This is a genomic window from Botrimarina sp. (genome assembly GCF_040219535.1).
Lineage (GTDB): Bacteria > Planctomycetota > Planctomycetia > Pirellulales > Lacipirellulaceae > Botrimarina.
Window position 1 is genome coordinate 646,101 of the sequence record NZ_JAVJSH010000012.1, and the last position, 16,783, is coordinate 662,883.

A 16,783-nucleotide genomic window follows, 5' to 3' on the forward strand; every position below is an offset into this window, starting at 1 on the left:
CGCTCGGTGCGACTCACCTGATCCTTACCCGCCCGGCGCCGGCACGCCACCCCAGGGGGCCCGATCGTCGGGGCGCGCGTCGTCGGCGAGCGGCTGGCCGGGGCCCGGTTCCTCCGACTCCGTTCCGCCGGACTTCTCGGGATTGGCGGGCGGCCGCCGCTGGCGCTTCGCGCGGAAGCGGTGCAGGAACACCCGCTGGCCGTCGAGCTCTTCGATCTGCAGCTGGAACTCTTCGCCGATCAGCGACTCGGCGTTCAGGTAGCGGTACTCCTTCTTGTCGGTTTCCGGGCCGAGCTGGAACACCTGCGCACGCTTGGGCCGTCGCTGCGGCGCGTAGAGCAAGCACTTGAAGTCCGAGGGTCGGCCTTCGCGGTTGCGCATTTGTTGCTCAACGATCAGCCGGCCCGACTCGTCGAGGTAGCTGTCGATTTCGAGTTCGACGTCGTTCTCGCCGACGTGGAGCTGGCGCCACACGCTGAAGCGGTACTCCCGGTCGGCTTGCACCATGAAGTCGATGCGGACCGGCTGGGGCCCGTACCCGGCGCCCAGCAGCGTGATCGCTGTGTCCGAGCCGGCCTCTTCACCGGCCGCCAAGCGGATCCGGTCGTCGCGGAGCTGCACGCGCCAGTGCTTGGACGGTCGGTCGGACAGCGGCGGCTGGGCGCCGTCGAGCTCCGGCACGAAGACCCCGACGCGGCCCCCCACGCCTTGCCCGAAGGTGTTGGTGAACGACAGGCGGTTCTCGTGCGGCGTGCCGAACACGCTCGGCAGGTTGGTCCGCTCGAAGCGGGTCGCCATCCGCCAGCGGGCGACGGCGTCGTTCAGGCCGAACACGAACCGCGGCATCCGGCCGACCGGCACTACGTGGCGCCCGTCGCGGAGCTCGGCGGGCGTGGACTTGCCCCACACGTCGATCACCTGCGGGTCCTCGCCCAGGTAGAGCACCTCCTCGATCGACGCCGAGTCGTCTTCGGTGACCTCGACGCCGAGGTTCCACAGCACCATGACGACCTGGCCGTCGGGCCGGCGGAAGAGCCAGTTGTTGCTGCCGCCGGGCAGTTGCAGCGAGCCCAGGTGCTCCGCGCCCCCCAGCAGCCGCGCGCACGTGCGCCAGGGCAGCAGCAGCTCGCCGGGCGTGCCGTCGTCGTTCATCACGCCGGTGCGGCCCACGCGCGCGTCGGCCGAGCCGCTGAACGGGTCGGCGATGAAGATGCCGTCGGCGTTGTTCACCTTCGCGACCAGCACCTGCTCGACGAAGTCCCTCACCCGTTGCTGGTGCCGGCGGACCATCGCCGCGCGGACCAAGGGGCCCTCGGGGTCCGTGAGGTCCGCGCCCGGCGGCGTGTCGATGGCGACCTCCGGCGGCGCGACGAGCACCCAGCGCTGGACGGTGCTGCGGGGCGCCGAGGCGAACGCGGCGGCGAGCCCGGCGGCGTCGAGCTGCTCGCGCCCGGCCATCTGCTCGCCGTCCCAGGTCAGGCGCTCGCGCCAGTCTTGCGTGTGGTCCCAGCGCCAGCCGATCGCCAGGCGGACGTCTTGGCCGAAGCGGAAGAGCCGGTTGCGGATGTCGCCGATGCGTTGCGGCAGCGAGCCGTAGCCGACGAAGCTGGTGTCGCCGTCGGCGCCGAGTTGCCACCAGCGGATCCTCAGCGACAGGCGGGTGATGACCGGGTCGATCAGCGGGATCCAGTAAGAGGGGTCGGCCGACAAGAGGCCTTCGATCGGCGGGGCGGCTTCGTCCGGTGCGTGGCTTTTCAGGTGGTGGCTGGGGTCCTCGAGCACGCCGATCGTGTCGATGCCGCGTGCGGTGAGCTGCTCCGCGAAGCGCAGCAGGGTGTCGGCCCGCCTCTCGTCGCCGGCGGGGAACCAGACCGGCAGCTTCACCTTCCTCACGCCCACCCGGGGCAGCAGGTCTTGCAGCACGTCGAACGGGAGCGGGTCGTCCGCGTCGGGCAGGCTCCAGCCGAACTCGCCGCTCTGGCTGGTTTGCAGGTCCTTGCGTACGACCGCCACGGTGATGGAGCGCGCCTCGCCGATGGGCTGGCCGGTTTCTGCGCTGAACATCCCGACGCGGACCCGGTAGAAGCCGTAGTCGTCGATCGGGGGCCGCCACTCGACCGAGCCCTCGTAGCTCGGCTTGTCGCTCCCGAAACCGTCGACGATCTCCGACGCGCGGGTGCGCGACTCGTGGATCACCTCCCCCTCGAGTTCGATCTCCCCCTCGCCGCCGATGGCCTTGTCCGTGGCGTCGAGCAGCTGGAAGCGGATCTCTGGGTTCTGTTCGAGGATGCCCGACAGCCGGCAGGTCACCCTCACTTGCGACGGCTCGGTGTACACGTTGTAAGGGCTGTTGGTCGCGATCCGGATGCTCGGCAGGCGGTACAAGCGGAGGTCGGCGATGGCGATCTCGGCGTTGAGGTCGCCGCGCTCGCCGCGCTCGTAGACGGCCCGCAGGTAGAGGCGGTCGACGCTCTGCTGGGAGGGCTCGAAGTCGCCCAGCTCGATGTCGCGCCACTGGGAGTCCGACGGCAGGTCCGACACCTGCTCGAGCTGCTGCACCCTGTCGGCGCCGTCGCAGAACGCCATCTGCACCCGGGCCGCGCCGTGCTCGACGCCCGCCACCCGAACCCGGAGCCGCAGCTTGTAGCTGAACTTGGGGATGATCGGGATCGGCGGGCTGCTCGCTTGGGCCGCCGCGCCGTCGGGCCGGATCACCAAGGCCCTGCCGTGTTCGTCGGAGACCGGCTCGATGCCCATCCGCACGTACTGCGGGTGCTGGGCGTCGTACAGGCGCGTCCACTGGTCGGGCCAGTCGTCGTAGTTGACGTCCCAGCGGTCGTGCCCGAAGCGGCAGCGGAACACGCCGACGAGCTCGGCGTCGCCGTCGTCGGGGGAGTCCGGCGCGGCCGGCGCTTGCGCGACGGGCGGCGCGCCCCGGTCGGGCCCGCCCGCTGCGCCCAGCAGCGGCGCCGCCGACCACAACAGGCAACCCACACCGAGAGCGAGGGTCGCGGGGGGAGGATTCATCTCGGGGAGGGCGGCACGTAGAAAGGCGGCAGGCTCAAGGCCGACACGCCACGGGGGTCGCCCCGGCTGGTCGGCCGAGCAAACGTACAACGCCGCCCGCCCACCGGGCCGCCGCGCCAAGCCGCGCCGGCCCACCGCCCGACCGCCCCGTCGCTAAGACCGTGCAAACCCTCCCAATCGGCGTTCCGACCCGCTCGTTCCGCTCGCCGCTGAAGCGGGCCTTGGCGCGGGCCGCCGAGGCCGGGGCCGACGGCGTGGAGGTCGACCTGCGGAACGAGCTGCGGCCGACCGACTTCTCGCAGACCGCTCTGCGCGAGCTCCGCCGGATGCTGGAGGACCACCGGCTGAGGGTCCTCGCCGCGACCTTCCCGACCCGCCGGCCGCTGGGCGACCCGGACGACCTGGAGCGCCGGGTGCTCGCCATCGGCGAGGCGATGGCGTTCGCGTACAAGCTCGGCGCGCGGGTGCTCACCGTCCGGGCCGGCGCGCCGTCGGGCGAAACGGGCGCCGACTCGCTGGCCGAGGCCTTGAGGCTGCTGGGCGCTCGGGGCGAACGGGTCGGCGTGCGGCCCGCGCTCGTTTCTGGGGACCCGCCCGACACGCAGCTCGACCTTTGCCGGCGGGCGGGCGACGGCCCCGTCGGCTTGTCGCTCCACCCGCTGCTGTTAATCGGCCGCGGCGTCGCGTGCCCCGAGGCCGCCGCCAAGCTGGGAGCGCAGGTCGCTCACGTGTACGCGGTCGACGCGGTCGGCGACACGTCGGCCGCCAGCGGCGCGACCGAGGTCGAGCTGGGGCGGGGGGAAGCCGATTTCGACGAGGTGCTGGCGACCCTCGAAGAGCACGGCTACCGCGGCCCGCTGATCGTCGACCGAACGACCGGTCCCGACCCGGTCGCCGACATCGAGAACGCGATCGCGTACCTCAGGTCGCTGTAAGGGCGGTCGGATCGGAGCGGTTAGCGGTCAGCTTCTTGGACCATCAGCGGGAAGCCGACGGCGGATCGCTGAGAGCCCTACCGAGCTCGCAGACGCGGCTCGGCAGCGCGCCGCCGCTCAGTGCTTGTAGACCTTGTGCGACGGCCGGCCGGCGAGGATCTCGGCCTTGCCCCAATTGGTCACCGAGCGGAACGCGTCGCTCGTGATGAAGTCGCGGAACGCCTGCTCGTCGTTCCACTCGCTGGTGATCAGGTACGAGTTCTCGTCGGCCGTGTCCCGCCACAACTGGCTTTGGGTGTGGCCCTCGGCCGCGTTGAGCGCGCCGATGACCGCGGAGAACTTGTCCTCGAACTCCCCGTTCTTGCCCGGCAACACGACATAGTTCATTCCTACGGTGACCATCGGCGCGAGCCTCCATGAAGTGGGGGAGTTGGGACCAAGAGGGTAGCACAACGCGGCGCGGGGGGCGAAGGCCGGCAGGGTGGGGCAAATGACCGAACGGCCAAGCCTCGATGACCAATGGGCAGCGTTGGCCGTCACTCACTGGTCCTTGGTCATTGTGACTCACGACTCGGTGACGGGCGCCGAGTCATTCTCTCTCCGACGGCGCCATCGCCAGCACCTTGAGGGCCTCCAGCGCCCCCAGCAGGTCGTCGCGCGAGATCGCTTCCCAGCCGGTTAGCTTGTGGCTGAGGATCACGAGCTTGAACTGCTCGAACGCGTCGGCCACGTCGTCGGGCAACGCGGCCAGGTCCTTGAACGGCCGGACCCGCGGCGCGGCCTCGGTGGCCGGCGTGGGCCCGTCGTCTGGCCCGTCGTCTGGCTCGCCGACGGTGGAACGCTCGGCGGCTTCGGAGCGCGCGGGCGTGGGGCGCGTGTCGCCGCCTTCGCTGGACCGTTCGCTGGACTTTTCTTGCGCGGGGTCGTTGCGATCGACGAGCGCAGAATAGGAGTCCTCGTCGAGCGTGCCCTCGATCACCCGCGGGTCGCTCGCCTGGTCGGCGTCCGACGGGTCGCCGACCGCTTCCCAACGGGCGGCGCGCAGCTGCGACACGCTCCACTTGTTGGTGATGGCCCCTTCGAGCCACATCTCCGCGTCGGGCCAGTCGAGCGCGGCTTGGAAGTGGCTCCAGTAGAGGCCGGGGTACTGCTCGTACACTCGGCCGAAGCGATCGTGGGCGCGGCGGAGGCGGCCCACGTGCTGGCTGGTCACCCCCCCGACGAGCCGCGCCCAGGCCTCGTCGGAGTACTCGGTGACCGCCGCGCCGGAGCGTTCCAGCTCGGCCCGCCACTCGGCGATGATGCGGCCTTTCTCCCAGTTGGTCGTGCTGACCAACTCGTTCCAGCGGCCCACGAACGGGGTGGAGGTCTCGACGGTCGCAGCGGACAGCGGCGCCTCGTCGAAGGGCGCGCCGGGCGTCGGGGGGGTGGTCGAGCGGACCGGGGCGGAGGCCGCGGTCGGGGTATCGGCGGCGTCGCGGGGCGTGGTTTCTTCGGCGGGCATCGGATCTCGCAACGGGTCACGGAGGGGGCGGGGCCGCGGATTCTATCGCGCGCGCCGCGGCCCGCTACGCGCCGATTCCAGCCGCTGCGCGATTCCCTCCGGCCGCCCTTCCCTGCGACCCGCGAAACCCCTCCCGATCCCGGGACCGGCGCGAAAAACCCCGGCCGAAACATCAGCCGGGGCGGGGTGGATAAGGTGTCGCGGACATGTCAACAGCGTGTCGATGCGGCCGCGCGGCTCGCGCCGTTAGTCGGTCGCGCGTGGCTCGTGGCGAGGCGCGGCTACTGGCCACGGGCAACCGACTACTGTCAACGGGCCACGGACTAGCGGCCCTGGCTCACTCCTGCGGCGCGACGACGACCGATTCGAAGCCGCACGTTTTGTGCGACCCGTCGCAGAACGGCATGTTGCTGCTGTGGCCGCAGCGGCACAGCGCGATGGCGGGCTTCGACGGGTCGAGGGGGAACTTGCGGCCTTGCGCGTCGTAGACTTCGACGGGGCCTTCGACCTTGAGGGACCCGTTGTCGCGGACGGTGATCTTGACGTCGGCCATCGTGGCGAGGCTCCGGAGTTGGGGGGCGTGGGGTATCGGAGGGATTGTCGATAGCCGGGGCGGTTTGGCAAGCGACGGGCGAGGCCTCTCCACACGCCGCGCGTTTCGGGCGAGGTGCGGTATTCGCAAGAAACCCCTGTTAGAATGAGCGGCAGCGATGTTTCCTCGGCCCGCACCGGCCGGCGTGAGCCTGCCCAAACACAACAACCACCAAATGCCTCAGCTTGACCGGATCACGTTCGACCCAGCCGTCATGGGGGGCAAGCCGTGCGTGCGTGGGCAGAGGGTGACCGTGGGCATGATCCTAGGGCTGCTGGCGGCTGGCCGTTCGCACGAAGAGATCCTTGCCGCTTATCCCTACCTGGAAGCGGAGGACATCAAGCAGGCTTTGGCCTACGCCGCTTGGCGAACGGAGGAGCGTGAGGCGCCGTTGACGACGGCATGAGCATTGAACTCTTGATCGACATGAACTTGTCGCCCGGCTGGGTCGACAAATTGTCCGAACACGGATGGTCGTCGGTCCATTGGTCGTCGGTCGGCAACCCTGCGGCGACCGATCGAGAGATCATGGATTGGGCTCGCCGCAACGGCCGCGTCGTCTTCACACACGACCTGGACTTCGGAACGACGCTCGCGTTGACGCACGCCGCTGGCCCCAGCGTTCTTCAAGTGCGGGGCCAAGACGTCCTGCCCGACCACATGGGCGCCGTCGTAGCGGCGGCTCTGAGGCAGCACGAGGCCGATTTGGCCGCCGGCGCGCTCGTCGTGGTGGACGAGGCGAGGGCTCGTGTCCGCGTCTTGCCTCTCTAGGGGTTGGGCGCCGCTCGGGTCACTCCCCCTCCCCCGCCCGCTCCAGCAGCCACTCCCACACGACCCAGCCGACCTTCGCCAGCGACTCGCCCGAGCACTTGTCCGGCGTGTCCGCGCGGGTGTGCCAGTGGGGGTAGTCGAAGTCGATGATGTCGATCGCGCGGATGCCGCCGTACCGGCGTAGCGCGAGGTGGTCGTCGCTGACCTGGGGGCCGAGCTTCGGCACGAATTCGTCGACGCCCAGCCGCTCGGCCACGGCCCACACCTCCTGAGCGATGGGACGCGACTGGCGGTTGAGGTAGCTGTTCGCCTCGTACGGCAAGCGGAGGTCGGCGTCGCCGACCATGTCGAGCAGCACGGCGGCCTCGTACGACCACTCGTCCGGCCTTCGGTTCTTGTACCGGCTGGCGAAGTACTGGCTGCCGAGGAAGTACGGGTCGCGTTCGCGGTACACCAGTTCCTCGGCGTCGAAGAGCACGAAGTCGACGCCGAAGTCTTCGTCCGACGCCTGCTCCTCGAACCGCTCGGCCATCAGGTGGCCCAGCTCCATCAGCACCGCCACGCCCGACGCGCCGTCGTTCGCCCCGACGAACACGCCGGACTGCCGCGCGGCCCGGTCGGGGTCCTGGTCAGGCAGCGGGCGGGTGTCGTAGTGGGCGCAGAGCAGCACGCGGCGCTCCGCGTCGGGCCGCCACCGCACGATGAGATTCGCCAGGGAGACCCGCTTGCCGGTCAGCGGGTGCGGGTAGGTGAACGGCTGGAACTCGACCTCGGCGCCGAGTTCCTTGAAGTGCTCCGACACGAGCTGCTGCTGCCGCTGCATGCCGGGCGTGCCGCTGATGCGGGGGCCGATCGCGCAGAGGTCGCGGAGGTAGCCCATCGCTCGGTCGGCGTCGAGCGGGTTCTCAACCGGCGTGTTGGCGACCCGCCTGAGGGGTTCGCCCGCAGGCGTGCGGCCCTCGGCGAGTTCGTGCGCCGTTGGGCTTCCTCCGGGCGGGATCATGACCAAATGCAGCGCGGTTGCAACGGCGAGCGCGGCCGTCGCCCCGACGGCGAGGGCGCGGGGCTTCAGGCGGGGGGCGTCGGGCGGCGTGTCGGTCATGATCTCATCCTACCAGCGCGGGGCGGCGGCGGTTCAGGCCAGCCGGCCGCCGCCGTCCACCGGGAGGCAGACGCCGCTCAAGAACGGGTTCTCGACGAGCATCGCCACGGCGTGCGCCACGTGTTCGGCGCGGCCGTAGCCGCCCTCTTCGGGCGTGGCGACGAGGGCCACGTCGCGGGCGTGCTGCTTGCGCGACTCGGGCTCTTCGGGCTCGCCGGGCAGGTGCTGGCAGATCACGGGGCCGGGCAGCACCGCGTTGACACGCACGCGGCGGTTGCGTCGGGCGAGCTCGATCGCGAGCGCGCGGGTCATGCCCGGGATCGCCGCCTTGGACGGGTGGTAGGCCGGGTAGCCCGGGTACGGCGAGCCGTCGTGGGCGGTGGCCATGTCGCCCAGGTTGATGACGACGCCGCCGGTCGGCTGGTCGGCCATCCGCAGCCCGGCGGTCCGCGCGAGCAGCAGCGGGGCGAGCGTGTTGACCTCGTAACAGCGTCGCGCATCGTCGGCGGTGAACTCTTCGAGCGGCTTCTCGGGCCAGACGGCGGCCGAGTTGACCAGCACGTCGATGAGGCCGACGTGTTCGTCGTCGGCGTCGCCGAAGCGGGCGAAGTGCCGCGTGACGCGGTCGACGAGGTCCTCGGCCGCGCCGTCTTCGGTGATGTCGGCCTGGAACGGCTCGGCGTCGGTCCCGTAGCGCTCCTCGAGCAGCGCGCACAGGTCGCGGGCCGCCTCGACGGAAGAGTTGCAGTGGATCGCCAGCCGCGCGCCGCGGCGGGCCAGCTCGATCGCGATCGCCTTGCCGACCCGCCGGGCGCCCCCGGTGACCAGCACGACCCGCGATTCGAGCGACAGGGGCAGCGGAGGGTTTTCCATGCGGGTAGTGTAGGGGCGTCGCGCCGACCGGTAGAGGTGCGTCCCCCGCTTCCCCGCCGTTCCGATCCCCGCAGCGGAGTCCCGATGTCCGACACGCCCGAAGCCAACGCCACGCCGATCAGCTGGACCGGCGGCGGCGACGGCTTCCTCACGCTGCTGGACCAGACCCGGCTGCCGGAGTCGGTCATCTACGTGAACTGCCAATCGGTTCAGGACGTGTGGGACGCGATCCAGCGGCTCGCCGTACGCGGCGCGCCGGCGATCGGCATCGCGGCCGCGTACGGCGTGGTGCTGGGCGTGCGCGACGGGGCGATGCTCGGCGCCGAGCCGCCGGCCCGCGATCCGGCCGCCGCACGCGAGGCGGCGCTCGCCGCGTGCGACCACCTGGCGACCAGCCGCCCTACCGCGGTCAACCTCTTCTGGGCGCTGGATCGGATGCGGGGCGTCGTCGGAGAGCTCGACGACGAAGTGCCGCCGGCGCAGGTCGGCAAGCGGCTGCTGGCCGAGGCCAAAGCGATCCACGAAGCGGACCGCGCGCAGTGCGCGGCCATCGGCCGGTACGGGGCCGAGCTGCTCGGCGAATTCGGGTCCGGCGCGGGGATCCTGACCCACTGCAACACGGGGATGCTCGCCACCGGCGGCGACGGCACCGCGCTGGCCGTGATCTTCGCTCTGCAGAAGGCCGGCAAGAACCCCAAGGTCTACGCCGACGAGACCCGCCCGCTGCTGCAGGGCGCGCGGCTGACCGCTTGGGAGCTGATGCAGCGCGGCGTCGACGTGACGCTCGTCTGCGACTCGATGGCCGCGCCGCTGATGCGCGACCAGAAGGCGCAGGCCGTGATCGTCGGCGCCGACCGGATCACCGCCCGCGGCGACGTGGCGAACAAGATCGGCACGTACGGCCTGGCGGTTCTAGCGCAAGCGCACGGCGTGCCGTTCTACGTGGCCGCGCCGACGACGACGTTCGACCTGTCGATCGAGTCGGGCGCCGACATCCCGATCGAAGAACGGGCCGCCGAGGAGGTCGCCGAGCCGTTCGGCCGCCGCACCGCGCCGGAGGGGGTCGCCGTGTGGAACCCGGCGTTCGACGTCACGCCGGCCGAGCTGGTCGCAGGCATCGTCACCGAGCGGGGGGTGATCTCGCCGGTGTCCGAGGAGGCGATCCGGGCCAACGTTGGGGCGGTCCCCGCCTGAATTGGTCCAAGAGTGGCACGGCAAGAGATCATCCTGATCGCCACCGAGCCAGCCGAAGGGGCGTCGGGAAGTTGAAACGGGGCGTCGATCGGCGTCGGCGCCCAAAGTGCATCTGGTGGGGCCCCGAGTTCCATCCTCTAGGAGGCCCACGCCGTGCGCGCCATCGTCGCCCTGCTGGTCGTAATCCTCGTTCTCGCCCTGATCGGGTGGATCTCCTTCAGCGCCGACTCCGATCGCCCTTCGGCGACGATCGAGACCGAGAAGATAGAACAAGACATCGAAGAAATGGGAGCGGCCGCGCGGGCGGCAGGTGACGACCTGCGTCGGGCCGCAGGCGACGCGGCCGACGAACTCGAGCGGCAGCAAACCGACGACGACGACGCGGGTGGCGACCCCGATGGCGACCCCGATGACAGCCCCGACGACGACACAGCCGAATCGTCCGACCCGCCCGCGGAGGAAGGGCCGCTCAGGGAGCGTGAGGCCGTGGAAGTCGAGTGAGGCCGCTACGGTCGAAACATCTCGATGAGCGCGGCGAGAAGCTTCTGGCCTGTCGCCTTTCCCACGCGCCCAATCCGCTTCGTCAGCCGCCGCTTGTCGACCGTGCGAATTTGATCCACGGCCGCAACACCCTTGGCGCCGCCGATTCTCGTTGGTACTCGAAACGGGTAAGTCCTGCCGGTCGTCAGCGGCACGACGACGACCGTTCGTAGGTGATCGTTCAGCTCGTCCGGCGATACGATCACGGCGGGCCGGGTCTTCCTGATCTCGCTCCCAATGGTGGGGTCGAGGTTGACGAGCCAAACTTCGAACCGCTTCATTCCCACACGCCCTGGAAGTCGCCGAGCGTGGCGTCCCAGTCGCCCAGGTCGTCCTCGGCGGACACGCCGCACGAGGCAGCCGCGTCGGCCCACCCACCGCGGACCCGATGGGCAGGCCGGATCACGATCGCCCCAGGAGTCACCTCGAGTTCGAGTTCCTTGGACAAGCCCGCTTGGTCGATCACCGCTTTCGGGATGCGGATCCCCTGCGAGTTGCCGATGGCCACGAGGTCGACTCGCATCGTTCGGTTCCTGGTTAGATCTGGGTCATCGGTTGTAATTACATTGTAGATCCCTTTCGGCGCGGGAGCAACTCGTCACCCCACGTCGCCCAGTTCGAGCGACGCGCCGTAGCGGCGGAGCATTTGCCGGCGCAGCAGCGTGTTCTCGGGCGACTTCAGGCCCGGGTCCTTGGCGAACAGGTCGGCTGCCGCGTCGCGCGCTTCGGCGAGGACTTCGCGGTCGCGCACCAGGTCGGCGATCCGCAGCGGGGGGAGGCCGCTCTGGCGGTCGCCGAACAGGTCGCCCGGCCCGCGGAGGCCGAAGTCGATCTCCGCCAGTTCGAAGCCGTCGGTCGTGGCGACGAACGCCTGCAGCCGCGCGAGCGCCGCGTCGGAGAGCTCGGCCGGAGCGAGCAGCGCGCACGCGCCGGGGTGGCGGCCGCGACCCACGCGGCCGCGGAGCTGGTGCAGCTGGCTGAGGCCGAAGCGGCCGGGCGACGCGACCACCATCACCGTGGCGTTGGGCACGTCGACCCCGACCTCGATGACGGTCGTGCTCACCAGGACTTGCGTCGCGCCGCCGCGGAATCGCTCCATGGCCGCGTCCTTATCGGCGGGCGCCATCCGCCCGTGCAGCAGGCCCAGGCGGTAGCCGCGGAGCTCGCCGTGGGTCAGGCGCTCGAACGCCCGCTCGACACTCGCGGCGTCGATCGCTTCGGAGTCGTCGACCAGCGGCGCCACCACGTAGGCCTGCCGCCCCTCGTCGAGCTGCCGCCGCACGTGGTCCCACCAGCGGCTCTGCTGGTCGCGCTCGACGAGGTACGTCCGCACCGGCTGGCGGCCGGGCGGGAGGTCGGTGATGCTCGAGATGTCGAGGTCGCCGAACTGGGTCATCGACAGCGTGCGCGGGATCGGGGTGGCGGTCATGACGAGGTAGTGCGGCGAGCGGTCGCCGTCGCGCAGCGCGGCCCGCTGGCGTACGCCGAACTTGTGCTGCTCGTCGACGACGGCGAGGCCGAGTTTGGCGAACGCGACCTTCTCTTGCAGCAACGCGTGGGTGCCGATCGCCAGGTCGACGTCGCCGGACTTGAGGCCCGCGCGGACTTGTTGCTTCTCCGCGTCGGTCATGCCGCCGACCAACAGCCGGAAACGCACGCGGCTCGCGCGGAGCATCGCCGAGAGCGTGTCCGCGTGCTGGCGGGCGAGCACCTCGGTCGGCGCGAGGAGGACCGCTTGCCAGCCGCAAGCGACCGTGGCGAGCATCGCGTAGAGCGCGACGATCGTCTTGCCGGAGCCGACGTCGCCCTGCAGCAAACGGTTCATCGGGGTGGGGCTCGCCAGGTCGGCGGTGATGTCCTCGATCGCCGCGCGTTGGCCGTCGGTGAGCTCGAACGGCAGCAGCCGGCGGATCCGCGCGTCGAGCCGCGTGTCGACCTCGATGGCCGGCGCGCTGAACGCGAACTGGTGTTGCCGGCGCCGCGCGGCGAGGGCCAGCTGCAGCGTGAGCAGCTCTTGGAAAACGAACCGCCGCCGCCCCGCGTCGCGCGCGGCCTCGTCGGCCGGCCGGTGGATCGCGCGGAGCGCGTCGGCGATCGGCAGCAGCGCGTTGCGCCGGCGCACTTCGGCAGCGAGGACCTCGTCCGGCAGGTCGGCGTAGCCGTCGACCGCTTCGGTCACCAGGCGCCGCATCGCGTGCTGCGGCACGCCTTCGGTGAGGGGGTAGACCGGCAGCAGCCCCTCGTTGGACGGGTCGTCGTCGGGGTCGTCGCCGAGCCAGGTGATGCGCGGGTGGGTCATCTCCCAGCGCAGGCCCTTCTTCTTCGGCTTGCCGGAGAGCTGCACGCGCCGGCCCACGCGGAACTTGTCGCGCAAGAAGAGCTGGTTGAACCAGGTCGCGCGGAGCGCGCCGGACGCGTCCTCGACGATCACCCCCAGCCGGCTCTTGCCGAAGCCCGTGCCGCGGGACTCGACGTCGGTCACCTCGCCGACGACGGTCTGCGGCTCGTCGGCGACCAGGTCGGCGATCGCGCGGCGGTCGCGGAAGTCCTCGTAGTCGCGCGGGAACAAGAACAGCAGGTCCGCCACCGTGCGGAGGCCCTTCCGCGCGAGCGCGTCGGCGTGGTCCCGCCGCGCGCGGCTCAGCTGGGCGATCGGCGTGGCGAGGGCGCGGTCCACGGGGAGTAGGCAGAGGGCAGAGGGCGGTAGGCAGCTTCGCTAAATAGCATACTGCCTGCTGCCTGCTGCCTGCTGCCTGCTGCCTGCTACAAGTACTGCTGGTACGCGGCCACGGCGAGCTCGTCGACGCGGTCGTTCTCGGGGTGGCCGCTGTGGCCGGCCACGCGGGTGTATTTGATGGTGTGCCGGGCGGCGAGTTCGTCGAGCTGCTTCCAGAGGTCGACGTTCTTCACGTCCTTCAAGCGGCCTTTCTCCTTCCGCTTCCAGCCGTTTCGCTTCCAGCCGGGCATCCACTCGCTGAGGCCCTTGCCCACGTACACGCTGTCGGTGAACAGCTCGACCTCGGTCGGCCGTTTGAGCGTCGAGAGCCCCTCGACGACCGCTCGCAATTCCATCCGGTTGTTGGTGGTCTCCGGCTCACCGCCGGAGCCTTCCAGGCGCTTGTCGGTGGCGGGGTGCACGAGCAGGAACGCCCAGCCGCCGGGGCCGGGGTTACCGGAGCAACCGCCGTCGGTGTAGAGGTGAACCACAGGGAAGGCTGGAGGCTGTAGGCCGGAGGCGAGAGGCGAGGGCGGGGGCACGACGGGGCGTGCCCTTACAAAGAATCGGCTCAGCCGGCGGCGGAAGCGGCCGGGTGCGGGGCCGCCGGGGCGGGGAGCGCGCCGCTGGCCGGGCGCGTGAGTTCGGCGACTTCGCGGTTCAGCTCGGCGTCCAGATCGGTGCGGTCGGGCAGGCGCCAGGGGAGGCGGACCGTGAACGTGCTCCCCTTGCCGCTGACGCTGCGTACGGTGACCTCGCCGTCGAGCAGGCGGCAGAGCTCGCGGACGATCGACAGGCCGAGGCCCGTGCCGCCTTGCTCGCGCGTCATGGCGTCGCCGCCGGGGGCGGCCGACGCTCCTTGGCGGAACTTCTCGAAGATGATCCCCTGGTCGGCCTCGTTGATGCCGATGCCGGTGTCTTCGACCTCGACGACGAGCGTGGCCGAGTCGCCGCCGGCACGCGGCGCGCCGTCCGAGTCGGACGATTCCTCGCGGCGGGCGCGGACCATGATGCGTCCCCCCTCGGGGGTGAACTTGATCGCGTTGGAGAGCAGGTTGTTGAGGATCTGCTGGAGCTTGGCGTGGTCCTGCCGCAGGGGGGGCACGCCGGTCGGGCAGACCGCGTCGAGGTCGATGTGCTTGCGCTCGGCGAGGGGCCGCGCCATGTCGCACTGCGCGGTGATGATCGACGCCAGCGGCAGCTCGCTCGGCGTGGCGTCCATCCGGCCGGACTCGAGCTTCGCCAGGTCGAGGATGTCGTTGATCATCTCGAGCAGCATCTTGCCGCTGCGCTGGATGTTCGTCACGTAGCGTTGCTGCTTGGCGTCGAGAGAGTCGACCGCGCCGAGCACCTCGCTGAAGCCCAGGATGCTGTTGAGCGGCGTGCGCAGCTCGTGGCTCATGGTCGCCAGGAAGTCGCTCTTCAGGCGGTTCATCTCGAACAGCCGCAGGTTCATCTGCGCGAGCTCGTCGACCTTCGCGTCGAGCTCGTGGTTGACGCTCTCCAGCGCGTTCTGCTGGCTCAGCAGCTGGCGGAGCATCCGGTTGAACGCGGCCGCCAGGTCCTCGAACTCGTCGCCGGTCTGGATGTCGGCCCGCTGGGCCGTGTCCCCCTCGCGGATCGCGTTGGCCACGTCGCGCAGGTGCTGCACCGGTTTGACGATCAGCAGGCGGATGATGAAGTACAGCAGGAACATCGACAGCACGCCGATCATCACGGCGACCGCCCACATGATCCCCTCGTACATGGCGATCTGTTCGCCCGTGTCGCGCTCGATCTCGATCCGCATAACCGCCATCAGGTCGCCCTCTTTCAGCCCCGGCCGGGCGAGGCCGCCGTTCATCGAGATCGAGTGGCAGCTGACGCACGACTGCTTCGCGTAGATCGGCTGGTAGAAGCGGAAAAGCTTCCCGCCGCGGGCGTCGACGAGCGACGGCTCGGCCTCGGCCCGGTCCGCGGCGTCGTAGCGCGCCAGCAGCTCGCGCTCGCCCGGCTGGGTCGGGGGGTTCTTCTCGTCCGGGTTGAGGATCGGGTCTTGCGGGAGGATCGCGTAGGAGTCGAAGTCGACGTCCGCGTCGCGGCCGCCGCTGATCATGCTGTCGAGCATGTCCTCCCAGAACCGCACGTCGCCGGGGGTGAAGCTCTGCTTCTCGTCGGGCGAGGGCTCGACGAACGCCTCGAAGTGGCGCTCGACCAGCGCGGCGTTGACCCACTCCTTGCCGAGCTTCAGGTCGTTCTCGTAAACGATCTCGCGCAGCTTCAGGCCGGACCAATAAAAACTCAGCGACAGCAGCACGGCCAGCGCAATCCCGAACCACCACAAGCACTTCCGCTCGAGGGAGGTCTCGCCAAGGACACGTTTCAGGCCGCGGTTCGGCATGGAGGTGATTGTACGGCCCCGGAGGGAAGCGAACCAACAGCGCCGCGCTGGCGCCGGGCTTCGGGCTTCGGGTTTCGAGCTCCGGGAGGGCTGGCCAGCGATCCCCTGCAGCCCGAGGCCTGGCGCCCGAAGCCCGTCAGGGCTTCTCCGCGTCGTCGCACACGCAGGCGAGCTGGCCGCACCCCGGGCAGCCCCGGCCGTACTTTTCTTCGATCGCCTGGGTCAGGTCCACGCCGGCCACGTTGGCGATCGTCGTCAGCCAAGCCAGCACGTCGGCGAACTCGCCGCGCTGTTCCTCGGGCGTGCCGTCGCGGAGGGCGGCGGCCAGCTCGCCGACTTCTTCGATGAGCCACATGAAGGTCCCGTCGACGCCGCGGGCCACGTCCTTCTCGTGGTACATGTCGCGGATCAATTGTTGGAAGTCGGACAGCTGCATGGCGGTAGCGGGGATACCAGGACTCGAAAAGGCGGCGGGACGGGCCAATCGGCGGCGGTCTGGGCGCCGGTCGCTATCTTAACCGGCGCTCTGCCGGTCGGGGCGGGACGGGTCCCTCGAAGCGAGCAGGCCCCGGAGGGCTTCGACGTGCCGCTCGGCTCCAGCTCGGAACGCTTGGCGAGGATCTTCGGCAGGTAATTGTGGGAATCCGCTGGCAGGTGCTGGACCACGAAAACCGCAGCCGGCAGGTCGGCCGGCGGCCCGCTTACCAACTCCGACAGGGCCTCGATGCCGCCGCTCGAGCCACCGATGACGACGATGTCGTGATTTGGCAGGGCGGCCTTCGTCCAACAGACGCCTCACCGCAGGGGCTCTCGTTAGCAGAGCGACAACGCCAAGCCGAGTGCCTGCCCCGTCGTGGCGTGTACCGCGCGACGAGGGCGTGGGCTACGCGATAACCGCGCCGCCCTTCGAGGGGTGGCGGAAGGCGCCACGGCTGTTTGGTCGGGTGCAGAAGCGGCGTTGTCGGGCGGGATTTCGACTGGGGTTTGGCGCCCCCTAGCGGTAATTTGCCCGTGCTCCGAGGCCGGCGTGGGCTGCTACAATCGGCTGTCCAATGAGAAGACTCTCAGCCCGTGTAACGCTAGTACTCCCTTGTTAGGAGGCCCCTTCGGTCGAAGCGGAGGCGCGGCGCCCGGGCCCCTCATCGGCCA

The 16,783-nt window shown here is 70.4% G+C and carries 18 protein-coding genes; 5 read left to right on the forward strand and 13 right to left on the reverse strand.

Annotation, left to right across the window (positions count from 1 at the left end):
- Positions 1-24: 24 nt before the first annotated feature.
- On the reverse strand, positions 25-3,027 hold the full coding sequence (locus RIC11_RS06830) for a hypothetical protein (protein WP_350209632.1): 3,003 nt from the start codon (positions 3,025-3,027) through the stop codon (positions 25-27).
- A 161-nt stretch (positions 3,028-3,188) separates the two neighbouring features.
- Here RIC11_RS06830 and RIC11_RS06835 point away from each other — a divergent pair, with 161 nt between their 5' ends.
- On the forward strand, positions 3,189-3,962 hold the full coding sequence (locus RIC11_RS06835) for a sugar phosphate isomerase/epimerase family protein (protein WP_350209634.1): 774 nt from the start codon (positions 3,189-3,191) through the stop codon (positions 3,960-3,962).
- 117 nt (positions 3,963-4,079) lie between these two features.
- Here the strand turns inward: RIC11_RS06835 and RIC11_RS06840 are convergent, their stop codons facing one another.
- From RIC11_RS06840 to RIC11_RS06850, 3 genes are all read right to left on the reverse strand, one after another.
- Positions 4,080-4,364 carry an antibiotic biosynthesis monooxygenase family protein gene (locus tag RIC11_RS06840; protein WP_350209636.1) on the reverse strand — a complete coding sequence of 95 codons (285 nt, stop codon included), beginning with the start codon at positions 4,362-4,364 and terminating at the stop codon, positions 4,080-4,082.
- Between the two features lie 187 nt (positions 4,365-4,551).
- Complete coding sequence (locus tag RIC11_RS06845) at positions 4,552-5,466, reverse strand: hypothetical protein (RefSeq protein ID WP_350209638.1); 915 nt, start codon at positions 5,464-5,466, stop codon at positions 4,552-4,554.
- Positions 5,467-5,803: 337 nt separating this feature from the next.
- The gene (locus RIC11_RS06850; RefSeq protein ID WP_350209640.1) at positions 5,804-6,019 is read right to left on the reverse strand and encodes a CDGSH iron-sulfur domain-containing protein; all 216 of its coding nucleotides are present in this window, start codon (positions 6,017-6,019) and stop codon (positions 5,804-5,806) included.
- Positions 6,020-6,233: 214 nt separating this feature from the next.
- On the opposite strand from RIC11_RS06850, the gene RIC11_RS06855 reads away from it, so the two are divergent.
- Together RIC11_RS06855 and RIC11_RS06860 are read left to right on the forward strand one after the other, a co-directional pair.
- On the forward strand, positions 6,234-6,464 hold the full coding sequence (locus RIC11_RS06855; protein WP_350209642.1) for a DUF433 domain-containing protein: 231 nt from the start codon (positions 6,234-6,236) through the stop codon (positions 6,462-6,464).
- Positions 6,461-6,829 (forward strand): DUF5615 family PIN-like protein, encoded by a 369-nt coding sequence (locus RIC11_RS06860; RefSeq protein WP_350209644.1) that lies wholly within the window; start codon positions 6,461-6,463, stop codon positions 6,827-6,829. The genes RIC11_RS06855 and RIC11_RS06860 overlap by 4 nt, the downstream gene beginning before the upstream one ends.
- A 19-nt stretch (positions 6,830-6,848) precedes the next feature.
- Here the strand turns inward: RIC11_RS06860 and RIC11_RS06865 are convergent, their stop codons facing one another.
- Both RIC11_RS06865 and RIC11_RS06870 read right to left on the reverse strand, forming a co-directional pair.
- Entirely contained in the window at positions 6,849-7,931 is a 1,083-nt protein-coding gene (locus RIC11_RS06865; protein WP_350209646.1) for a M28 family peptidase, read from the reverse strand.
- 33 nt (positions 7,932-7,964) lie between these two features.
- Positions 7,965-8,804 (reverse strand): SDR family NAD(P)-dependent oxidoreductase, encoded by an 840-nt coding sequence (locus tag RIC11_RS06870; protein WP_350209648.1) that lies wholly within the window; start codon positions 8,802-8,804, stop codon positions 7,965-7,967.
- A gap of 84 nt (positions 8,805-8,888) precedes the next feature.
- On the opposite strand from RIC11_RS06870, the gene mtnA reads away from it, so the two are divergent.
- Positions 8,889-9,998 carry an S-methyl-5-thioribose-1-phosphate isomerase gene (gene mtnA, locus RIC11_RS06875; RefSeq protein ID WP_350209650.1) on the forward strand — a complete coding sequence of 370 codons (1,110 nt, stop codon included), beginning with the start codon at positions 8,889-8,891 and terminating at the stop codon, positions 9,996-9,998.
- Between the two features lie 153 nt (positions 9,999-10,151).
- Positions 10,152-10,499 (forward strand): hypothetical protein, encoded by a 348-nt coding sequence (locus RIC11_RS06880; RefSeq protein WP_350209652.1) that lies wholly within the window; start codon positions 10,152-10,154, stop codon positions 10,497-10,499.
- A 5-nt stretch (positions 10,500-10,504) separates the two neighbouring features.
- Here the strand turns inward: RIC11_RS06880 and RIC11_RS06885 are convergent, their stop codons facing one another.
- From RIC11_RS06885 to RIC11_RS06915, 7 genes are all read right to left on the reverse strand, one after another.
- A complete protein-coding gene (locus tag RIC11_RS06885) occupies positions 10,505-10,819 on the reverse strand; it encodes a type II toxin-antitoxin system PemK/MazF family toxin (protein WP_350209654.1) in 315 nt (104 codons plus the stop codon).
- Complete coding sequence (locus RIC11_RS06890; RefSeq protein ID WP_350209656.1) at positions 10,816-11,061, reverse strand: AbrB/MazE/SpoVT family DNA-binding domain-containing protein; 246 nt, start codon at positions 11,059-11,061, stop codon at positions 10,816-10,818. The genes RIC11_RS06885 and RIC11_RS06890 overlap by 4 nt, the downstream gene beginning before the upstream one ends.
- 75 nt (positions 11,062-11,136) lie before the next feature.
- Positions 11,137-13,215, reverse strand: a complete 2,079-nt coding sequence (gene recG / locus RIC11_RS06895) for an ATP-dependent DNA helicase RecG (RefSeq protein ID WP_350209658.1) — start codon at positions 13,213-13,215, stop codon at positions 11,137-11,139.
- A gap of 86 nt (positions 13,216-13,301) precedes the next feature.
- Positions 13,302-13,745: a ribonuclease HI gene (rnhA, locus tag RIC11_RS06900; protein WP_350209660.1), complete on the reverse strand. Its 444-nt coding sequence runs from the start codon at positions 13,743-13,745 to the stop codon at positions 13,302-13,304.
- 80 nt (positions 13,746-13,825) lie between these two features.
- Positions 13,826-15,634: an ATP-binding protein gene (locus RIC11_RS06905; RefSeq protein WP_350209662.1), complete on the reverse strand. Its 1,809-nt coding sequence runs from the start codon at positions 15,632-15,634 to the stop codon at positions 13,826-13,828.
- Positions 15,635-15,770: 136 nt separating this feature from the next.
- Positions 15,771-16,070 carry a MazG nucleotide pyrophosphohydrolase domain-containing protein gene (locus RIC11_RS06910; RefSeq protein ID WP_350209664.1) on the reverse strand — a complete coding sequence of 100 codons (300 nt, stop codon included), beginning with the start codon at positions 16,068-16,070 and terminating at the stop codon, positions 15,771-15,773.
- Entirely contained in the window at positions 16,043-16,405 is a 363-nt protein-coding gene (locus RIC11_RS06915) for a chemotaxis protein CheB (RefSeq protein ID WP_350209725.1), read from the reverse strand. Before RIC11_RS06915 ends, RIC11_RS06910 begins: the two co-directional genes overlap by 28 nt.
- Positions 16,406-16,783 lie beyond the last annotated feature (378 nt).